Consider the following 18,672-nt stretch of genomic DNA (forward strand, 5'->3'; position numbering starts at 1 on the left):
TATCTTCAATCAGAATAATACAAAACATTCATCAGAATATTACGATGCTTCACATAGTTGGAATTAAAAATTGTAACAAGATCCGGGATACCAAAAAGTGGATGGAGGAACACGGCGTGGATCACGAATTCATTGATGTAAAGAAAGATCCGCTGACCCTGGAAGAACTGAAGGAACTGGAGTTCAAAGTAGGACTGGATGTGCTGGTGAACAAACGCGGACGAAAATGGCGTGATCTCGGCCTGGCCGATAAAGACCTTTCGGATGAAGAGTTGTTCGATCAGCTGTTGGAGCATCAGGTGATGATCAAACGTCCGGTGTTACTGAAGGATGAATCAGTATTGGTGGGCTATGATGAGGATTCTTTTGAAGCCTTTGTAGCCGAACCTGACGAGGACGAATAACCGGTTCTATGATCTCTTTTTCATGAAATATATCACACTCATCGCCTGGCTTCTGTTGCCTGTACTGGCTGCCGGGCAGCATACTTTTTCTTCCGATGATCCGGAACCTCCTACGATGGAAGAACTCTTTTCCGTTAAAGAAACCTTCCGTTATGAAGTTAAATATGGGTTCCTGAAGCTGGGTTGGGTGAATGTGCGGTTGCTGAGCGATTCGCTGTATCAGGATCAGGAGCGCAAACATATTCTTACCGAGATCGAAGCCAACTCTTCCATTCCGTTTGTGGGTAAAGAACTGGATCGTTTCCACAGTTTGTTTTACGTGAATGAGGAAGGACTTCCCGTTGAGGTGAAATACTGGAAAGACAACATCGACGAGAATGAATACCGGGAGATCGAATATTGGTTCGATCGTGACCTTGGGCAGGTGTATTACAAGGAGGAAGACGATACCCGCGATACCCTGGCCCTGGAAGATCCGGCCACCTCGGGCCACCTGATCTTTTATTTTTCGCGGCTATTTGCGGGAAGTGAGGAGGATTTCAAGTTGCCGGTGTATGTTACCAAGAAAAAGGGCTACATCTACGGAAAGAATTCTCTGAAGAAAGAAGAAAGAAATTACGCTCCATTCGATGGCCCGGTGATGGCATACAAGATGAAAGGAAGTACCGAGAACATTGAAGGGCCGTTTGGCTTTTCCGGAAACTTTCGGGCCTGGTTCCTGGATGATGACCTGCGGGTTCCCCTGGAAGCCCGGGTGAAAGTATTATGGGGTAATGTAATCGTACGAATGATAGAATACACACGAGAAGAACTATGAAGAAGATCCTGATCAAAAAACTGGAACATGCCAAAGATCTTCCGCTGCCTAATTATGAGTCGGTTGCTGCGGCAGGAATGGACCTGCGGGCTGCCAATGTGGAGCCGGTGGTCATAAAACCGGGCGAACGTACAATGATCCCAACCGGGTTGCAGATGTCGCTGCCGGAAGGGTATGAGGCTCAAATTCGCCCCCGAAGCGGGCTGGCGATCAAGAATGGGATCACGATGCTGAATACGCCCGGAACCATTGATGCCGACTATCGCGGAGAGGTGAAAGTGATCGCGATCAATCACTCCAAAGAATCGTTTACCGTTCATCATGGCGACCGAATTGCTCAAATGGTGATCGCACCTGTCGTTCAGTTTCCCGTGGTGGAAGTGGATGAACTCGATGAAACGGAGCGCAGCGATGGCGGCTTTGGCAGCACCGGAGTGAAGTGAACATCCAACACCGTACAAGGAATAACCAACTTTGAACTTTTTTACGAAGCTGAAGGCTGAGCGCTGACGGCTGAAAGCTATGTCTGACAATCTTCGTCCGTACTTTAAACTCATCAGAGAAAACCACGATTTTCGGCGGCTTTGGATTGCTCAGTCCATTTCGAATTTTGGGGATTGGTTCGGCCTGTTAGCGCTCTATGCGATCATTGGAAGGTATTCGGACTCCGAATTTTTGCTGGGGTTGATCATCGTGGTCAAGATGCTGAGCCTGGCATTCTTTTCACCCATCGCAGGATATTTTGCAGATCGTTTTAATCGTCGCCGGTTGATGATCTTGTGCGATCTGTTACGTGCCGTTGCTGTGTTGGGGATCATCCTGGTGCAATCCGAAACTATGCTGTGGCTGGCTTATGTGCTTACGGCCGTGCAAATGATGCTTTCTGCCGTGTTTGAGCCGGCCAAGACTTCGTCTATCCCCAATGTGACGTCCGAAGAAAACCTCACGAATGCCAATATCATCTCAACGGCTACGTGGAGTATCATCTTTACCACGGGCATGGCGATCGGAGGGTTTGCTACCGAGTGGCTGGGAACCGATATGGTATTAGCTTTGGATGCACTGACGTATGTGATCTCGGCATGGTTTGTATTCCGTGCAGTGATCCCTCAAAAACGCCTTTCTGAAGAAGAATTATACCGTACCCGAAACCCGTTCAAAGGGATTAAAGAAGGGTTGAGTTATTTGTTCAGGAACCGTCATATTCTACGACCTTCACTGGCAAAAGGGGTTTCCACGGCTTTCCTGGGCGGACTTGTATATTTATTGATCATCGTCAGTGAGGAAGTTTTGATGATGGGAAGCATCGGGTTGGGACTGCTTTATGCCGCCCGCGGTTTTGGAACGGGAATCGGGCCGGTGATCGGCCGCCGGATATTTCAGGATGAAAAAGATTGGGTCTTGCTCATGGGGTTGGCCATCACTTTTTGCGGATCGATGTACATGATCGTGGGATTGGTAAACAGCCTTTCCCTGATGTTGATCTTCGTGTTGCTGGCTCATGCAGCTTCCGGTGCTAACTGGGTCAGCAGTACAGTGTTACTGCAAAAACGGACACGAGATACCTTCCGTGGACGGATCTTTAGTACCGAATGGTTGCTGTTCACCATCGGAAATTCTATTTCAACCATCATTGCTTCGCTGGTACTGGAAGCAAAGATCATGGACGTAAAGTCACTTATTCTGGTTTATGGAGGCTTAATGGCCCTGGCCGGTATCATCTGGAGTTTCACCATTACTCAGAATGAAAAGGAATATCAGATGACACTGCATGGCTCAGATGCTTAGTGAATGCGATTGTGCTGGCAGACCTGTCAGGTTTCGTCTCGTATTTTTACTTCGACTTTGAAAGAACGTAGCCTCATCAAACAAGACAAGATCCCCAAAAACAGAATGAAACATCTAATTCCTGTCCGGTATCATTTTCGAGAAACAACTCGTACTTTTTGTCGTTAAATACGGTGTCATCAAATTCAAACTTTACAAAACTACGCATATGAAACGTCTACTTGGTACAGCATTTCTTTTAATAGCATCTTTTTGGGGCTCTGTTGCTTATGCACAATTTGAAGGCCAGATCTCTATGAATTTATATAGTGAAGAGAATGGCAATACGGAAGTTAATAAGCTAAACCTCTATGCTACTTCAACCCGTATTATGATTCAGGGTGATGAGGATGTCAGCTTCATGGAAGGCATGAGCTCTGACGGGTTCCTGATCCGCAACGATATGAAAGATTTTGTGATCCTGACCGGCGAAAAACAGGCTCTTCAAGTGACCAAAACTGAAATTGAAGGCTTAGTGGATATGCTGTCAAGCTGGAGTGGAGAGGAAGAATCAGATACTCCATCAACTCCTGAAGTAGATTATGAATTTTCAGACCGAACCCAAAAACTTCTGGGACTTGAAACAGCCGAGCTTATTGTTAAGGATGGTGAAAACCCAAACAAGCATTTATCCATCTGGCTTACTCCGGATGTGGATATTAATTGGGGTATGCTGGGAGAACGCTGGAATAATATGCCGGAAGATATTGACCGTGAACTCAATGGCGTAGTTCAGGACATCATATTTAAGGGAAAGAATTTTCCGTTGATGATCGAAGCCGTTGAAGAAGGAGAGCGAACGGTACTGATGGAAGTAACCGATGTAAATCGCTCCAGTATTGCCAAAGCGATGGTTGAAGTTCCTTCAGGCACCACATTGATGAGCTTCAAAGACTTCATGTTTAATATGATGATGCAACAGTAGGTTTTAGTTGTCTCCGTAAATAGAAAAGCCGCTTCCATTCAAGGAAACGGCTTTTTTTATTAGAGATATATGATTCTTCTTTACTTGATGAGTGTCATTCTCTTCGTCATCGTTTGATTTTGAGCTTTCAGTCGATAAATGTAAATACCGGATGAAAGAGCACTTGCATCAAAACTGACCGTATGATTTCCGGCGCTGAAGCGGCTATTCACAACGGTAGCAACTTGTTGTCCCAATAGGTTATACACCGTTAGCGTCGTTTCACCTCCCTCAGATAAACTAAAGCTGATATTTGTCGTTGGGTTGAAAGGGTTCGGATAGTTTTGCTCCAATCCAAATTTTGTCGGATTGTTTAAACGCTCTTCATTTGAAGTCAGCATTCCCCTTTCCAGGTTAGCGACGTTGGTTTCACTGATCGCTTCATCGCTGCCGTCAGATGCAATAACACGATGATAAACGGTTGCGGTTGAACCTACTTCAACGCCGAGTTCATTCAGTAATCCATCAAGAGTAGCAAAGTCGGTTTGAAATGAAGTTTCCGCACCAACATTTGCATTTACAACCACATTCTCAAATTCAGCATCGGTGGATAATTGCCAAATGTAGCTAATTTCATTGGAATTGGTATCGGTTGCGGCCTCCCAGGTTGCTTCAAAAGTGGTAGTGGCAGCTCCTTCTAATGAAAGTGTGGCATCGTCAGCGGGAGAAGTTAGCACAGGAGCTGAGGGAGCAAAGTTGGATGCAAAGAGAACTTGTCCTCTCAATTCACCGCTTTGGAAATCAGCGCTGTGAATGTTCACATACATTTGCTCATCAAACAAAGCAGTTGCCTGCTCAGTGGTAAGTGCGAACATATTCTCAGAGCTTGCAAAAGCACCGGTCGTATCATTTTCACCAACACTTATATTAATTGGGATGGCTACATCACCATTTGTACTGACTCCGCCAATATGTAGGTGACCACCACCGGCAATATCAGTAGCTAATGCCGAGCTCAGTCCTTCGAAACCACCGCTAAGGATAATATTACCATTGCTCTTGTATTCTATAGAAGCCGCACCAAATGCAGAACTCATGATCGGTTGAATTTCATGCCATCCGGAAAGATTGGTATGGAAATATGCGGTTGCATCACCTAATACTTGTCCCCGGATTTCTCCGCTTCCAATGTCAACGCTGTGTACATTCACATACATATTTCGTGCAAAAAGTGCCGTTTTCTGTTCCGCTGAAAGGGTATACATATTATTCTCTGATGAATATGTACCTGCCATCATGTTTGTTTCGAGATCTGCGTTGAGCACGACTTCCACACCTCCATTTTGTCCGGCATTGGCCATATGAAGATGGGAACCGACTTCTGTATTGAAAGCTGATTCCAGACCTGAAAAAGACCCTGAAACAGTTAGAGTATCTTCCTGTACTTCAAGTACTACTCCGCCACTTGCAGCGGTAGCAACGCTGGGCTGCTCCGCACTTCCGGAAAGTTGAGCGAAGAAGGTAGTGGAATTAGCAGGTACCACTTGTCCGCGAAGTTCTCCTCCTGCGTAAGCCTTGGTATGGATATTGGCATATACCATGCGATTCATCAATGCCGTTTTTTGTTCTGCAGTCAGTTCGAAAGCATTATCGGAGGCATAATAGACACCGGATAAAAGATCTTCTGATAGAGTTGCATTCAATGAAATGGCTACAGCACCGTTAGATCCCGCAGAACCAATGTGTAAGTGTGAACCACCGGCTATGGCGGCATCAAATTCATCGGTGAGCTGTGTAAAGCTACCCGATACAAATAAGGAGTCGCCACGAAGTTCATACACCAATGAGCCATTGGCCATGGTTTTAGCAGAAGGAACTTCAAATGCTCCCGACAAATTGGATCTCATATAAGTGTCGGATTCGGGGAGCAGCTGTCCTCTTAATTCTCCTCCGGCATAATTTTCGGAATGAATGTTTATGTAAACCCCTCTCATCATCAAAGTATCAACTTGTCCTGATGACAGGGTAAAGGTATTATTGGCCGCTTCAAAAGTACCGGCAGTACTTCCATTTGCGGTTACCGTAAGGGGAAATATGACAGCTCCGTTTTCACCGGCCATTCCGGTATGTAAATGCGCTCCACCGGCAATGTCAGTAGCCAAAGGGCTGCTTAAACTTTCAAAAGATCCCTCAACGGTCAGTTCATTTCCATCAAGAGTAGCCATGACCGAGCCGTTGGCCATAGAAGTAATAGCGGGGACTTCATTGCTCCCGCTTAGTTGTGCTTCAAAAACAGTTTGAGCATGCAACTGGGAATTGAGACCCAATATGAACAGGCCAAACATAAGTACGATATATGGTAACTTATTTAAAGACTTCATAATTATTCGTTTGTGTTAATATTTATTCGATCCCATTTGGGACTATTTTATTAACACTACGAAGAAAAAAGCCGGGCAGATTGGTTTAACAAAAAAAGCCTCCGTTTAGGAGGCTTTTAAGTAATTATAATTACTGAAAATCGGATCACATATTACCCAACAGATACATATCACCGGTTGGCTGGGGCATTCCACCTTTAGGCTCCATGGTGATAGCAAAAGCACCATCGGTAGCACCCGACCTGAGTTGGTCGATCTTAAAGAAATTATCTCGCTGAGGGTCATCTACCGAGAAAACACCGGCACTTATTGGCTGACCGTTCACGATAAACCAAAGCTGATAGTCTTTATCGGTAGGCACGGATGGGATATTAGCCACCTGAAGTAAAGCCCGTCCGCCTTCTTTGTCCCATACCACCTTACCGTAACCATTGGGACTCATGTCTTCCGTTCCGGCCATCATCACGAGGTCCACTTCGCGTGCTTCCAGAATGGTGAGCAGCTCTTCTTTTCGCTCTACTTCACTCTCTAATCGCTCTATAGTAGCTTGCTGCTGAGCTATGGTCTCTGTTTTATTTTGAACCTCTTGAGAAAGGTTTTGTGAATAGAAGAACAGGCCGGCAGAGATCAGTATAAATATCACTGAAGCTGCAGCAGCAAATCGATACCATGTCATTTGATAAACCTTGGCAGGTGGTTGTTCCTCAGAAAGAGAGTTTAACAAATTCTCCTTGAAAGAAGGAGAAGGGGAATCGCCTTTTGATAAAGTAGCCATTTCCGCTGCAGATGCTTTAAAGTCATCCAGCAACTCCAGCTGCTGCTCAGTTGCGTTTGCCAACATTTGCTGAAATTCACGTTCTTCCTCCGCACTCAAAGCATTGAGAACATGTCCCGCACAAAGCTCTTCAAATTTTTTATTGTCCTTATTCATTTTTCTATTTCTTTACCTAAAATCTCTCTTAGTTTCATCATGCCATCACGCATTCTTGTTTTAACCGTGCCAAGAGGAATATCAAATTCTTCGGATATTTCACTCTGTGACATTCCATTAAAATAAGCAACTTGCAACACCTTCCGTTGTTTTTCAGATATCTGAGCCAACGCTGCATGTACTTTTTTTGCCCGGTCCTTCAAGATCGTATTTTCCAGTGGATCGGTTTCCTCGGAATACAATGGGTGATGTACGTCTTCATCATTCAGACTGACCGCTTGCTTTTTCTGTTCTTTGTAGACTTTGGAACGCAGCCGGTCTATAGATTTATTTCGTGCCATTGAAACGATCCATGTATAAACGGTTCCGCGTTCTGTGTCAAACTGCTCTGCCTTTTCCCAGATATTGGTAAAAACTTCTTGCAGAATATCTTCAGCCTCCTCTCTTTTCTTAAGGATGGACAGGATCAAACCAAAAAGTAAACGATGATAATGATCGTATAACTCTGAGATCGCTTCTTTGTCCCGGGTTTTGATCCGGTGCATAAGCTCACGATCTCTGTTCTCATCCTTTGTAAGAAACTTACCTATCGTTGATAAAAGGAAAAACAGCATAAATCTGATATGATTAATTACGCAACGAAACTAATACTGGATTGGTCTTCGCGTAAATTGATGATAAAGAAAAGAAAATGAATGGGATTAACCCAACAATTTCTTCATTTGTTCCAGCTCTGTAACGGGATGTTCGCACGTAAAGTTCTCACATACATATAAGGTTGGCTTGTTTCCTTTTCGGGATTGAGCTGCCGTGTAAGCCGATACTGTGTTTAGGAGCACCTTATTTTCTTTGGAAATAATATGAAAAACATGAAAGGGCAGAAATTGATCCCGTAAAATGGTCAGCATTTCTTTGACTTCAACAGGTTCGGCAGCGAATGATATTTCCTTCGCATCAGCATTCAGAAATTGGATAGCCTGCATGGCATGTGTGATGCTGCTTCCCGACCGGGTAAGGTCTGCGGAGAAAGCTTCGCCAATTTTGTTTGCGTAAGATTCGAGCTCAGTTTCACCGGTGAGTCTGCTTAAACGGATCAGGTTCATCAACGATACGGAGTTTGCTGATGGAATTGCTCCGTCATAGATCTGCTTTTGCCGGCCATACACCTGGTCCTCATCTGCAATGCTGAAAAAGAATCCGCTTTTTTTATCGTCCCAGAAATCCTGCAGGAATTGCTGATTCAGATGGAGGCTTTTTTCCAAATATTCTGCATCAAAGGTAGCTTCATAAAGTTCAATACCTGCCCAAACAAGGAACGCATAGTCGTCAGCCATCGCCTTAATTCCAGCTTCACCATTATTAAAACGGTGCAGCAGCTGTTTTTCAAGGATCAGCTTTTCTTCGAGAAAAGAAAAGGCGTTTTTTGCCAATGAGATCAGTCGGGCATCATCAAACACAAAACCAGCCTTGGCGAGTGCAGCGATCATCAGGGCATTCCAGTCGGTAAGTATTTTTTCGTCCCGAAGCGGATGAACACGTTCTTCCCGTTCTTTAAAAAGTGTTTCGCGAATCGAGTCAAACCATTCCTTTTGTTCATCACTCAAGGGTTTGTTCAAGTTGGGGATATTCTTCCCGTTGCGCTTTGCTGTGGCTTCTTCTTTAAAGTTACCTTCCCCGGTGAACCCGAATAGGGAGCAGAATGTTTGTGCATGGTCCCCTAAAAGCTCTGTGATCTCTGACTTTTCCCATACATAAAATTTACCTTCTTCGCCCTCACTGTCGGCATCTTCAGCAGAATAAAAACCTCCGTGGGGATCTGTCAGGTTTCGCTCAACATATTCGGCGATCTCAAAAACAGTCTGCTTAAATAGAGGATTTTTTGTCGCTTGCCATCCTTCCGTGTAGGCCATCATAAGTAAGGCTTGGTCATAAAGCATTTTCTCAAAATGGGGGAGGAGCCACTCCCGGTCTGTAGAGTACCGGTGAAAACCAAATCCAATATGATCCCAGATTCCACCCAACCGCATTTTTTTGAGCGTAGTGGAAACAGCTTCCAAAAAACGGTCTTCTCCTTTGAGCTTCCACTGCCGGAGAAGGAACATCAGGTTATGCGGACTCGGAAACTTTGGTGCCTCTCCAAAACCTCCGTGTTCGTTATCAAAGCGATGTAATAACTGCTCGGCTGCATAATCGTAGGCTTCAGATCCGGGAAACCGGCCACCCTCAAATTCCTGCGACTTCGCAAAACCTTTCTTGATCTTATCGGTTGCCTTCTTCACCCGTTCAGGTTCATTCTCCCACATACCCTTAACGCCGGGGATCAACTGTCGCAATCCTATTCGATTGAAGCGAGCTTCTTTTGGGATATAGGTGCCGGCAAAGAACGGCTCTTTATCGGGGGTCATTATGATCGTTAGCGGCCAGCCGCCTTGTCCAGTCAGCATTTGGCAAACCGTCATGTAGGTATTGTCAATGTCCGGTCGTTCCTCGCGGTCAACTTTTATGTTGATAAAAGCCTCGTTCATTAAGGCAGCTATTTCCGGATCTTCAAAACTTTCGTGAGCCATCACATGACACCAATGGCAGGTGGCATAACCTACAGACAAGAACACCGGCTTATTTTCCTCTTTAGCTTTTTTGAAGGCTTCATCACCCCAGGGATACCAATCCACGGGATTATCGGCATGCTGTTGTAAATAGGGACTGTGTTCTTTGGTGAGTTTATTCGGCATCGAAATCTTTTTTGAACCGCTGACTATAATCCACAATAAAGCGGTCGTATTTGGTTTTCATAAGCGGAGAAGTGATCAGGAAATCGGCGGAAGAACGGTTGCAGGCCATCGGGATATTGTACACAATACTAATTCGCTGCAGCGCTTTTACATCAACATCGTGGGGTTGGGCCTGAAGCGGATCCCAAAAAAAGATCATAATATCAATTTCATTTTGAACGATCGCGGTTCCAATCTGAAGATCTCCACCAAGAGGGCCGCTTTTAAACGTGTAAACGGGAAGATCCAATTTTTTAGCGACCAAAGAGCCGGTGGTTCCGGTTCCAAATAAATTATGCTCCGAGAGGTGTTCCCGGTTGTATTCGGCCCAATCCAAAAGATCGGCTTTGCGGTGATCGTGAGCAATGAGCGCGATATTCTTTTTCGGTTTCATGGGTTGAACCGAATCCGCGATGGAAGGGTGCATGTTTTTTGCAGTCATAAAAAAATAAGTGTGAGTAAGATTTGCAGGAAGATGCGAAGCACATCGCAATTATAAAAGCTTAGCGAGCAAGAAATTAGAATGGTAACGCTTTTAATGGCAGGTGGGGCGGAGTTTTATCAAATAACCAACCGCATAGGGGGGCGCTCAAGGCGGATCTGCTTCACTTTGAATTCTTCCTCATCAAAACCCTTCAGTTCTTTCATGGATTCTTTCACAAAAAAGGTATCGGAATTTTTCTCCAGGTAAAGCTTTACATCGGGATGGTCAAAGACCGCTTCTGAGATCATGACCTCTTTTTCGGAAGCAAGGTCAACCAGCCTGGAAGCAATATTTACAGTGGTCCCAAAATAGTCGATGCGGCCATTCAGGTTAACAGCCGTACAATCCCCAAAATGCACTCCGGCTTTGATCTTGAAAGAATCACCCATCGAAGTGGAAGTGGTAAAGATCTGCTGGATTCGGTTTACGGCTTTCAGGGCAGAAACAGGTTCCCAAAAAACAGCCATAACGGAATCACCAATGGTTTTGACGATCCCGCCGCGTTCCTCAGCTACAATTTGTTGAATGATCTTGAAGTGACCCATTACCCGCCCGATGGCCGATTCATCTCCTTCCTGAACGTACAATTCCGTGGAGTTCATCAGATCGGTGAATAACATGGTAACTTCAGAAGCTTTCACCTTACTGGTATCCTTGATGGTTTCTTTGGCAAAAAGGGTTTTAAAATCAGGGGAGGAGCTGACCTCACTTGCATAGATGGCTTCCGACTTCCAATTCATCTTATCGATAAAGCAAACTGTTTTACGGGAAGAACGGTTACTTATGATCAGGTTAGGAGAAGTAGAAATGGTGATCTCCTGTTCCCGTATCTCCTGCTCCGGTATGTAGATATTGATATTATCGGCACCATCTTCACGTACATGCAGGATCAGATGTCCTTCATGGTCGTGTGTTCGGAACAGGTACGTGCCTTCTTCCAGTTCCAGGTGTGGATAGCGGTCTTCCCCAACTCCTACATATTGCTGAAGTACACGGTGCGATTTTGATCCCGGGCCTGCCAGACAATACTGCTTATCTGAGATCTTCCGGATAAGCGGATGTGGTTTGAAAACCATATGCATGTTACGGTTGAAGTCCATTTTGTAATCGGTTTCACAATCTTCGCAGTACAGGTGGACTCTTGCTTCCTGCATTTTCCTGAAATTGTGCTTGGGCGACTTACATTTTGGGCAGCAAACATCCCAGCTAAAATCCAGTAAGTTCAACTTGGTTGCATGTAGAAAAACATTGAGTACGGAATACTTTTTCTCACCCCAATATTCAGCAAGTGCATACGGGTGAATGCGTTCAAGGTCGTTATCTTCCGCATATTTAATGAGATCAATAAGCCGGTTTGTGATACGTTTCCGCTTGCTTACTTCAATCAGTTCCTTTTTGATGGCTGCAATACGTCGGTCTGCCCCGCGAACCAATTTTGGATTCCTGCTCAATTCGTAGGGTTTCAGATCACGGCTCACACTTTCTTCTATCTCTAACAGATAATTTGACAGTCGGCGCTTTATCAAATATTCCGTGTAAGCTTTAATGAAGAAAGAAAAGGCTTGTCTGGAAGGTTTGATACCTACTTTAACGGTGAGAGAAGTGCCCTCTTCAGTGGGAACGGATTCTGTTGCAATAGAAATTTCTTTAAACAGGCCAACTTTATAATGTCGTTTTACGCTCCATCGAAATGGGAATTCCCATACATAAGGCTCTTCCGTCCAGGTAACATAAGATTTCAGTTTTTGATGGCTTAATTCAATAAAGCCTTTGGGCATATCGCGGGAAAGGGAGGTCTCTTTGACCGGGGTAGCTCCAAGTTTTCGGAATACCCTGTTTGTGTCAGATATATAAGGCCACAGCGACTCCGGGGTGATCGCCAGATCGAATTTCCACTGATGTAATTGCTGTTGTCCTTCTTTCATGTATTATCTAATAACTCTGGATACGAAAAGTTCGAATCTTGATAAATGAACCCGTATCTTTGTGAATCACATTATAGAGTTATGACTTCACTAAATGTTACAAAATTTTAATACATAATAATAATGGCTAAAGAAAGAACACTGACTATTCTAAAACCCGATTGCGTACGAAAAGGACTGATCGGCGAGGTAACCAAACGAATTCAAGAAGCAGGATTTGAGATCGTGGCAATGAAAATGACCCGACTCACCAAAGATACGGCCGGGGGATTTTATGCGGTTCACAAAGAACGCCCTTTTTATGATGAACTATGCGAGTTCATGAGCAGCGGTGCATGCGTGCCTATGATCCTGGAAAAAGAGAATGCTATTGAAGACTTCCGGACTTTTATCGGAGCAACCAACCCGGCTGAGGCAGAAGAAGGAACTATCCGAGCCGAATTTGCCGACAGCCTTGGCGAAAACATTATCCACGGTTCCGATTCCGTTGAAAATGGAAAGCTCGAAGCTGCTTACTTTTTTGCTGAATCTGAAGTGGTTGCAAATCAGGCTTAATTATCTAATTGAAAGCCCTATTTTAAGTCTCGTATAAATTTTTATACGAGACTTTTTTTTATCAGGAAATCACCCAATCATGCGAACTCTTTTCTTCATTCTGTCAGGAATTTTTTTATTAGTGGGATGTAAATCACAAACAGAGCATTCACCAAAAGTTAAAACCGGAGCTGAAGTGCTTCTGGATGAACATCTGGGAGAACTAAACGGTAAACGTGTGGGCTTGCTGATGAATCCGACTTCCAGGGTAGATGGTGTTCACATGCTGGACACATTAATGAGTCTTGGAGTAAATGTTACCTCATTATTTGCAGCAGAGCACGGCTTCAGGGGAGAAGCGGGTGCTGGTGAAAAAATTGAAGATGGTATAGATCAGCAAACAGGACTTCCGGTTCATTCCCTGTACGGTTCAACCCGAAAACCCACTTCTGAAATGCTGGAAAATGTGGATCTGATCTTGCTGGATTTACCCGATATGGGCGTCCGGTTTTATACCTACAACTCAACAATGGGCCTGGTGATGGAAGCTATGGCTGCAGAAGGCAAAGAGCTGTGGATCCTTGACCGCCCCGATCCGCTGGGAGGTGATTATGTAGCCGGTTGGACTTTACAGGAAGAGTTCAGGTCGTTTGTTGGATCATACCCAATTCCAGTTATATATGGACTTACCATGGGAGAAATTGCGCAGATGGCGGTTGGGGAAGGTTATTTGGATTTAAAGTCACCCCCGAGTTTGAGAATCATTAAAGCGGAAGGGTGGGAAAGAGATAAGATCTGGCCGGAAACCGGTTTGGAGTGGATCGCTCCGTCTCCGAATCTTCCTTCATTTGAACATCTGTATGCATACACAGGAACAGTGATCTTTGAGGGAACTAACCTGTCAGAAGGCAGGGGAACCACCGATCCTTTTCTTCAAATAGGATCCCCGACTTTAGCGGTTCCCACAACCGCCTTAAAAAAACTTGAGCAGAAACACCGGGTTCAGTTAGATACCGTTTCATTTATACCGGAATCCATTCCCGGAATGGCCTTGCATCCCAAATGGGAAGGTGAGCGTTGTTATGGTTTCGGGATCTCATTTGATGATAACTACAAACAAACAGATCCGCTGCAACTGGGACTCGATCTTTTGATGTTAGCCAAAGAATATGACCCAAATTTCAGGATCACATCCTTTGCCAACAAATTATTCGGCATCAACTTGAAATCCATCATAGATCAAAATAGAGAGATCCCATCATGGACGGATGATGTTGCCTCATTTATTCAAAAGAGGAAACCCTACTTACTTTACGACTGAAGTGTTTTTCGTCGTTTCCATTCATAACTAATCAATGCAGCGCTTACCGAGGCATTCAGGGATTCTACTTCATGCTCCATCGGAATTGAGAGACTAAAATCACATCTCTTGAGGTTTGCAGGATGAATTCCTTCTCCCTCACTTCCAATCAAAAAAGCAATGGGCTGATCGAGGTCAGCTTCCCATAAGGTATTTTTTGCGTTGCCGTCAACAGCGGCCATTTTAAAACCGGCAGCTTTCAGATCTTTGAAGGCTTGATTAAGATCATGTACCCTTATGATGGGAATACGTCCTGCGGTGCCGGCCGAGGTTTTAAATACGGTAGCATTTACAGGCACCTGATTTTGCATGGGGATGATAACAGCTTCAATGCCGGCAGCAGCCGCTGATCTCAAAATAGCACCAAAATTGTGGGGATCTTCAATGCCGTGCAACAAAAGAACGGCCGGATTCTTTGACATAACCAAGGTTTCCACCCACTCAAAAAAGTCGGTGTACTTTGCAGCGCTCATCTGAGCCACAAATCCCTGATCATTCACTTTTCCTACCAGCTTATAGATCTTAGCACCGGGAACCTTTACGAGTGGGACCCCGTTTTCTATTGCAAGCTCATTGATATTTTGGTAAGAATTAGGCTTAAGATTGTTTTTAACATAGATCTTGTCTATTTCGTGAGCCCTGTTCGTTAAAACTTCTTCAACAGGGTTGCGGCCGTAGATAAAAAAATTTTCTTGATCAGACATAAATAATTTTAAAGTCGATTTACTTTCATTATAATAAATGAGTTCGGAAGGTTAGCTTAGCTTAAAAATACAAGACATGTTTGAAGAAGAGAAACATAAAAGTTCGATTGTTAGCGATGGGGCGAAGCAGTTAAAGTTACAAGATAGTAACGCGAATAGCTTATCTGATTTTTTTCATAAAGTGCATACCATTAATGGCCTGCATTTTATTTCGGCAATGAGTCAGATTTTTTTAGGCACTGCAGTGGTAGCGCTTTCATTAATAAATAGTATTCAACCGGTATGGTTAGCTACTATCATGACGGTATTTGGTAGTATCACCACTATGGTTGGACTTTATTTTATGTATAGCATTTTCACAAATTCAGGAACATTTGATTCGTTGCTGCAGAAAGCCATAAAGCGGGTCGTTAATTCGCAGAATTAATTTTAACTGAACAAGAAAGTCGTTTTTGCAAGTTCAATACTTGAGTGAAAAACTATGTTTAGGATTTTTTGCGAGAGTAAAAAATTGGTTAAAAGCCTTTCGCTATTTTTAGACATCTCCACTTTTCCTGCCAAGTATAAAAGTATTTCATGGACCATAGTTTTGAACCCCTCGTAAAGCTATATAATGATAATGGGGATGGATTTACAGTGATTGCTCACCGGGGAGCAAGCGCATACTACCCTGAGAATACCATGTCTGCTTTTAAGGCTGCTTTAGAAATGGGAGCCGAGATGATTGAAGCGGATGTTAGCTTAAGTAAAGATGGAGTACCCGTGGTGATCCACGATGAAGAGCTGAGAAGAACCACAAACGGTTCCGGCTTGGTTTCTGACCATACCGTGGAAGAACTGAAAAGATTGGATGCTGGCGCATGGTTTGGACAAGCACACGCCGGAGAACAGATTCCTACTTTGGAAGAATTACTGACCCTTGCTACCGGTAAAATAGCTCTCAATATTGAGATCAAACCGGAAGCGGTAGGTAAAACCCCATTTGGAGGTATCGAGGAAAAGGTTGTCAGTTTGGTAGAACAGTATGGAATGAGGGATTATGTGTTGTACTCAAGTTTTGCTTATAAGGCTATAAAACACTTTCATGAAATAAATGTGGACATCCCCGTTGCTTTGTTATATGATAAAAAACAATCATCCGGGAGAAGACTCACACAGCTTGTGGCTGATTATGATGCCGATGCATTTAATTGCAGTTATTGGCAATATTCAAAAAAGTGGGCTGAAGAGGCTAAGGAAGCTCAAATTCCAATTTTTGTATATACGGTGAATGACGAAAGAAAAATGAGAAAAGTGATTCAAAGAGGAGCATCCGGCATTTTCACCGATAAACCGGATGTATTGAAACATCTTGTTGATAACATGTGGAAAACAAAGTGAGTTTTCCTGCCTCCCTGAATTGAATAGGGTTGGTGAACCCCCTATATTTTACTTCCATTAACAAGACTCATATCCTGCATGTCCACGAAATATATTTTTGTAACCGGAGGGGTTACATCTTCACTTGGTAAAGGTATAATTTGCGCTTCTCTTGGTCGGTTATTGGTGGCCCGGGGACTCAAAGTCACCATCCAGAAACTTGATCCGTACATTAATGTGGATCCGGGAACCATGAATCCCTACGAACACGGAGAGGTGTATGTAACCGATGACGGTGCAGAAACTGACCTGGATCTTGGCCATTACGAACGCTTTCTGGATATCAAAACGTCCCAAAGCAACAATGTTACTACCGGTCGTATTTATTATGATGTGATCACAAAAGAACGGCAGGGAGCATATCTTGGTAAAACGGTTCAGGTAATCCCTCATATAACCGATGAGATTCAGTCGCATGTATTGAAACTGGGACAATCAGGCGATTATGATGTAGTGATCATTGAGATCGGGGGCACCGTGGGAGATATTGAAAGCCTGCCCTATATTGAAGCAGTCAGACAGCTTCGGTATAATGTGGGACGTCATAATACCCTTTCCATTCATTTGACCCTTGTGCCGTACCTGGCTGCAGCCGGTGAACTCAAAACAAAGCCAACGCAGCATTCGGTTAAAACCCTATCAGAAAGTGGTTTGCAGCCTGATATTCTGGTTTGCCGGTCCGAACATCCTCTTGACGAAACCATCCGCCGAAAAGTGGCGCAATTCTGTAATGTAGAGCTCGAAGATGTGATCGAATCTTTAGATGCACGCAGCATTTATGAGGTTCCGCTCCTGATGCAGAAAGAAGGTTTGGATAAGCGGGTGATCAAGAAATTGAAGCTCAAAACGGAAGAACCAAACCTGGATAACTGGATCGGTTTTGTTGAGGCTGTTTGCAATCCTTCAGGGCAGATCGAAATCGCTTTGGTAGGAAAATATGTAGAGCATCATGATTCATATAAATCAATTGTGGAAGCCCTGATCCATGCCGGCGCCGTTAATGATTGTGAAGTCAATATCAAGTGGATCCAGTCGGATAACCTGACGAGAGAAAATGTTAAAGATGAATTCAAGGGCGTTTCCGGAGTGTTGGTTGCACCCGGTTTTGGCGGGCGTGGCATCAGTGGTAAACTTGCTGCCGTGGAGTATGCCCGGCTCAATAACATCCCTTTCTTTGGAATCTGTTTGGGGATGCAATGTGCCGTAATTGAATTTGCGAGAGACGTTTGCGGATGGGAAGATGCAAACAGCACAGAATTTGATGAAGACACGGAACATCCTATCATCGATATAATGCAGGATCAGAAGAATATCGAGAACATGGGAGGAACCATGCGACTCGGGAAATATAAGTGCAAGGTGAAAGCCGGAACTAAAGCATACGAAGCATATGGAAGCGATTTGGTGGAAGAACGACACCGTCATCGCTATGAAGTCAACAACAATCTTCGTTATAAACTAACAGAGAACGGGATGGTTCTTTCCGGGATGAATCCTGAGCGGGATTTAGTTGAAATTGTGGAATTACCTAAACACCCTTGGTTTGTGGGAGTTCAATTTCACCCCGAGTTAAGAAGTACGGTAAACAATCCGCAGCCTTTGTTTGTGGATTTTGTGAAAGCAAGTCTCAAGCATAGTAAATCGACTGATCTATATAAGCCTCTAAAAAAAGATAAGGTAGCCGCCGAAGGATCATGAAGCAGCACTCCTGGAAACACCGGGTTCGTGTTCGCTCTTGCGGGGTGCTAATTGAAAACGGCAAAGTATTGCTGGTTGAATTATGCTCCCCTGTGGTGAATGACTGGGTTTGGATTCCACCGGGCGGAGAAGTGACATTCGGTGAAACCTTAGAAGAAGCCGTGATCCGTGAGATGAAAGAAGAAACCGGGTTGACCGTTTCTGTAGTAAAGCAGCTTACCTCCAATCAAGTGATACGTCCGCCGGTTCATGCCATTGAATTTTACTTTTTAGTAGAACGAATAGAGGGAGATGTCGAGCTTGGGCATGACCCTGAACTGGAAGAGAAAGATCAGATCCTCCGAAATATCGGCTTTTTTAGTAAGACCGACATCAAGACTATGAATGTTGTGCCTCAGTTTTTGATTGAGATCCTTGATGATTATTTAACCTGAGGATCACTACCCTCATTTTAGCCTCCCTTAACATCTTTAAATATCTTAAAGCATGGATGAGGTTATCAAATGGTATTTC

18 protein-coding genes are annotated in these 18,672 nt (G+C 44.1%); 11 read left to right on the forward strand and 7 right to left on the reverse strand.

Translation table 11 applies throughout. From position 1 onward, the window contains the following. The first annotated feature begins 44 nt into the window (after positions 1 to 44). The 5 genes from B151_RS0101915 (at position 45) to B151_RS0101940 (ending at position 3,973) form a co-directional block, all read left to right on the forward strand. Positions 45 to 404 (forward strand): arsenate reductase family protein, encoded by a 360-nt coding sequence (locus B151_RS0101915; protein ID WP_020401901.1) that lies wholly within the window; start codon positions 45 to 47, stop codon positions 402 to 404. Between the two features lie 22 nt (positions 405 to 426). Beyond that, a complete protein-coding gene (locus B151_RS0101920) occupies positions 427 to 1,221 on the forward strand; it encodes a DUF3108 domain-containing protein (protein ID WP_020401902.1) in 795 nt (264 codons plus the stop codon). Next, positions 1,218 to 1,664, forward strand: coding sequence for a dUTP diphosphatase (dut, locus tag B151_RS0101925; protein ID WP_020401903.1), 447 nt, complete (start codon positions 1,218 to 1,220; stop codon positions 1,662 to 1,664). Before B151_RS0101920 ends, dut begins: the two co-directional genes overlap by 4 nt. A 79-nt stretch (positions 1,665 to 1,743) precedes the next feature. Continuing rightward, positions 1,744 to 3,009 (forward strand): MFS transporter, encoded by a 1,266-nt coding sequence (locus B151_RS0101930; protein ID WP_020401904.1) that lies wholly within the window; start codon positions 1,744 to 1,746, stop codon positions 3,007 to 3,009. Between the two features lie 208 nt (positions 3,010 to 3,217). Then, a complete protein-coding gene (locus B151_RS0101940) occupies positions 3,218 to 3,973 on the forward strand; it encodes a hypothetical protein (RefSeq protein ID WP_020401906.1) in 756 nt (251 codons plus the stop codon). An 80-nt stretch (positions 3,974 to 4,053) separates the two neighbouring features. On the opposite strand, the gene B151_RS0101945 is transcribed toward B151_RS0101940, so the two are convergent. The 6 genes from B151_RS0101945 to B151_RS0101970 all read right to left on the reverse strand — a co-directional run bounded on the left by B151_RS0101945 (position 4,054) and on the right by B151_RS0101970 (position 12,444). Beyond that, on the reverse strand, positions 4,054 to 6,333 hold the full coding sequence (locus B151_RS0101945; protein WP_157470640.1) for a CHRD domain-containing protein: 2,280 nt from the start codon (positions 6,331 to 6,333) through the stop codon (positions 4,054 to 4,056). A 145-nt stretch (positions 6,334 to 6,478) separates the two neighbouring features. After that, positions 6,479 to 7,264: an anti-sigma factor gene (locus tag B151_RS0101950; RefSeq protein ID WP_020401908.1), complete on the reverse strand. Its 786-nt coding sequence runs from the start codon at positions 7,262 to 7,264 to the stop codon at positions 6,479 to 6,481. Beyond that, positions 7,261 to 7,809, reverse strand: a complete 549-nt coding sequence (locus B151_RS0101955; protein ID WP_245550335.1) for a sigma-70 family RNA polymerase sigma factor — start codon at positions 7,807 to 7,809, stop codon at positions 7,261 to 7,263. Before B151_RS0101955 ends, B151_RS0101950 begins: the two co-directional genes overlap by 4 nt. A gap of 156 nt (positions 7,810 to 7,965) precedes the next feature. Beyond that, positions 7,966 to 9,996 (reverse strand): thioredoxin domain-containing protein, encoded by a 2,031-nt coding sequence (locus B151_RS0101960; RefSeq protein WP_020401910.1) that lies wholly within the window; start codon positions 9,994 to 9,996, stop codon positions 7,966 to 7,968. Continuing rightward, positions 9,986 to 10,429, reverse strand: a complete 444-nt coding sequence (locus B151_RS0101965; RefSeq protein WP_026166420.1) for a methylglyoxal synthase — start codon at positions 10,427 to 10,429, stop codon at positions 9,986 to 9,988. Before B151_RS0101965 ends, B151_RS0101960 begins: the two co-directional genes overlap by 11 nt. 167 nt (positions 10,430 to 10,596) lie before the next feature. After that, on the reverse strand, positions 10,597 to 12,444 hold the full coding sequence (locus B151_RS0101970; RefSeq protein WP_020401912.1) for an adenylate/guanylate cyclase domain-containing protein: 1,848 nt from the start codon (positions 12,442 to 12,444) through the stop codon (positions 10,597 to 10,599). 123 nt (positions 12,445 to 12,567) lie between these two features. Here B151_RS0101970 and ndk point away from each other — a divergent pair, with 123 nt between their 5' ends. Beyond that, positions 12,568 to 12,999: a nucleoside-diphosphate kinase gene (gene ndk / locus B151_RS0101975; RefSeq protein WP_020401913.1), complete on the forward strand. Its 432-nt coding sequence runs from the start codon at positions 12,568 to 12,570 to the stop codon at positions 12,997 to 12,999. A 79-nt stretch (positions 13,000 to 13,078) separates the two neighbouring features. Beyond that, positions 13,079 to 14,299 (forward strand): exo-beta-N-acetylmuramidase NamZ family protein, encoded by a 1,221-nt coding sequence (locus B151_RS0101980; protein ID WP_020401914.1) that lies wholly within the window; start codon positions 13,079 to 13,081, stop codon positions 14,297 to 14,299. On the opposite strand, the gene rlmB is transcribed toward B151_RS0101980, so the two are convergent. After that, positions 14,290 to 15,042 (reverse strand): 23S rRNA (guanosine(2251)-2'-O)-methyltransferase RlmB, encoded by a 753-nt coding sequence (gene rlmB / locus B151_RS0101985; protein ID WP_020401915.1) that lies wholly within the window; start codon positions 15,040 to 15,042, stop codon positions 14,290 to 14,292. The genes B151_RS0101980 and rlmB overlap by 10 nt on opposite strands. A 76-nt stretch (positions 15,043 to 15,118) precedes the next feature. Between rlmB and B151_RS0101990 the strand changes: the two genes are divergently transcribed. The 4 genes from B151_RS0101990 (at position 15,119) to B151_RS17705 (ending at position 18,593) form a co-directional block, all read left to right on the forward strand. Continuing rightward, a complete protein-coding gene (locus B151_RS0101990; protein ID WP_020401916.1) occupies positions 15,119 to 15,469 on the forward strand; it encodes a hypothetical protein in 351 nt (116 codons plus the stop codon). A gap of 149 nt (positions 15,470 to 15,618) precedes the next feature. After that, positions 15,619 to 16,422: a glycerophosphodiester phosphodiesterase gene (locus B151_RS0101995; RefSeq protein WP_020401917.1), complete on the forward strand. Its 804-nt coding sequence runs from the start codon at positions 15,619 to 15,621 to the stop codon at positions 16,420 to 16,422. A 78-nt stretch (positions 16,423 to 16,500) separates the two neighbouring features. Then, a complete protein-coding gene (locus B151_RS0102000; protein ID WP_020401918.1) occupies positions 16,501 to 18,159 on the forward strand; it encodes a CTP synthase in 1,659 nt (552 codons plus the stop codon). Then, positions 18,156 to 18,593 (forward strand): NUDIX domain-containing protein, encoded by a 438-nt coding sequence (locus B151_RS17705; protein WP_020401919.1) that lies wholly within the window; start codon positions 18,156 to 18,158, stop codon positions 18,591 to 18,593. The genes B151_RS0102000 and B151_RS17705 overlap by 4 nt, the downstream gene beginning before the upstream one ends. The last annotated feature ends 79 nt before the right edge of the window (positions 18,594 to 18,672 follow it).

The sequence above is a fragment of the Gracilimonas tropica DSM 19535 genome (assembly GCF_000375425.1).
GTDB classification, from domain to species: Bacteria; Bacteroidota; Rhodothermia; order Balneolales; family Balneolaceae; genus Gracilimonas; species Gracilimonas tropica.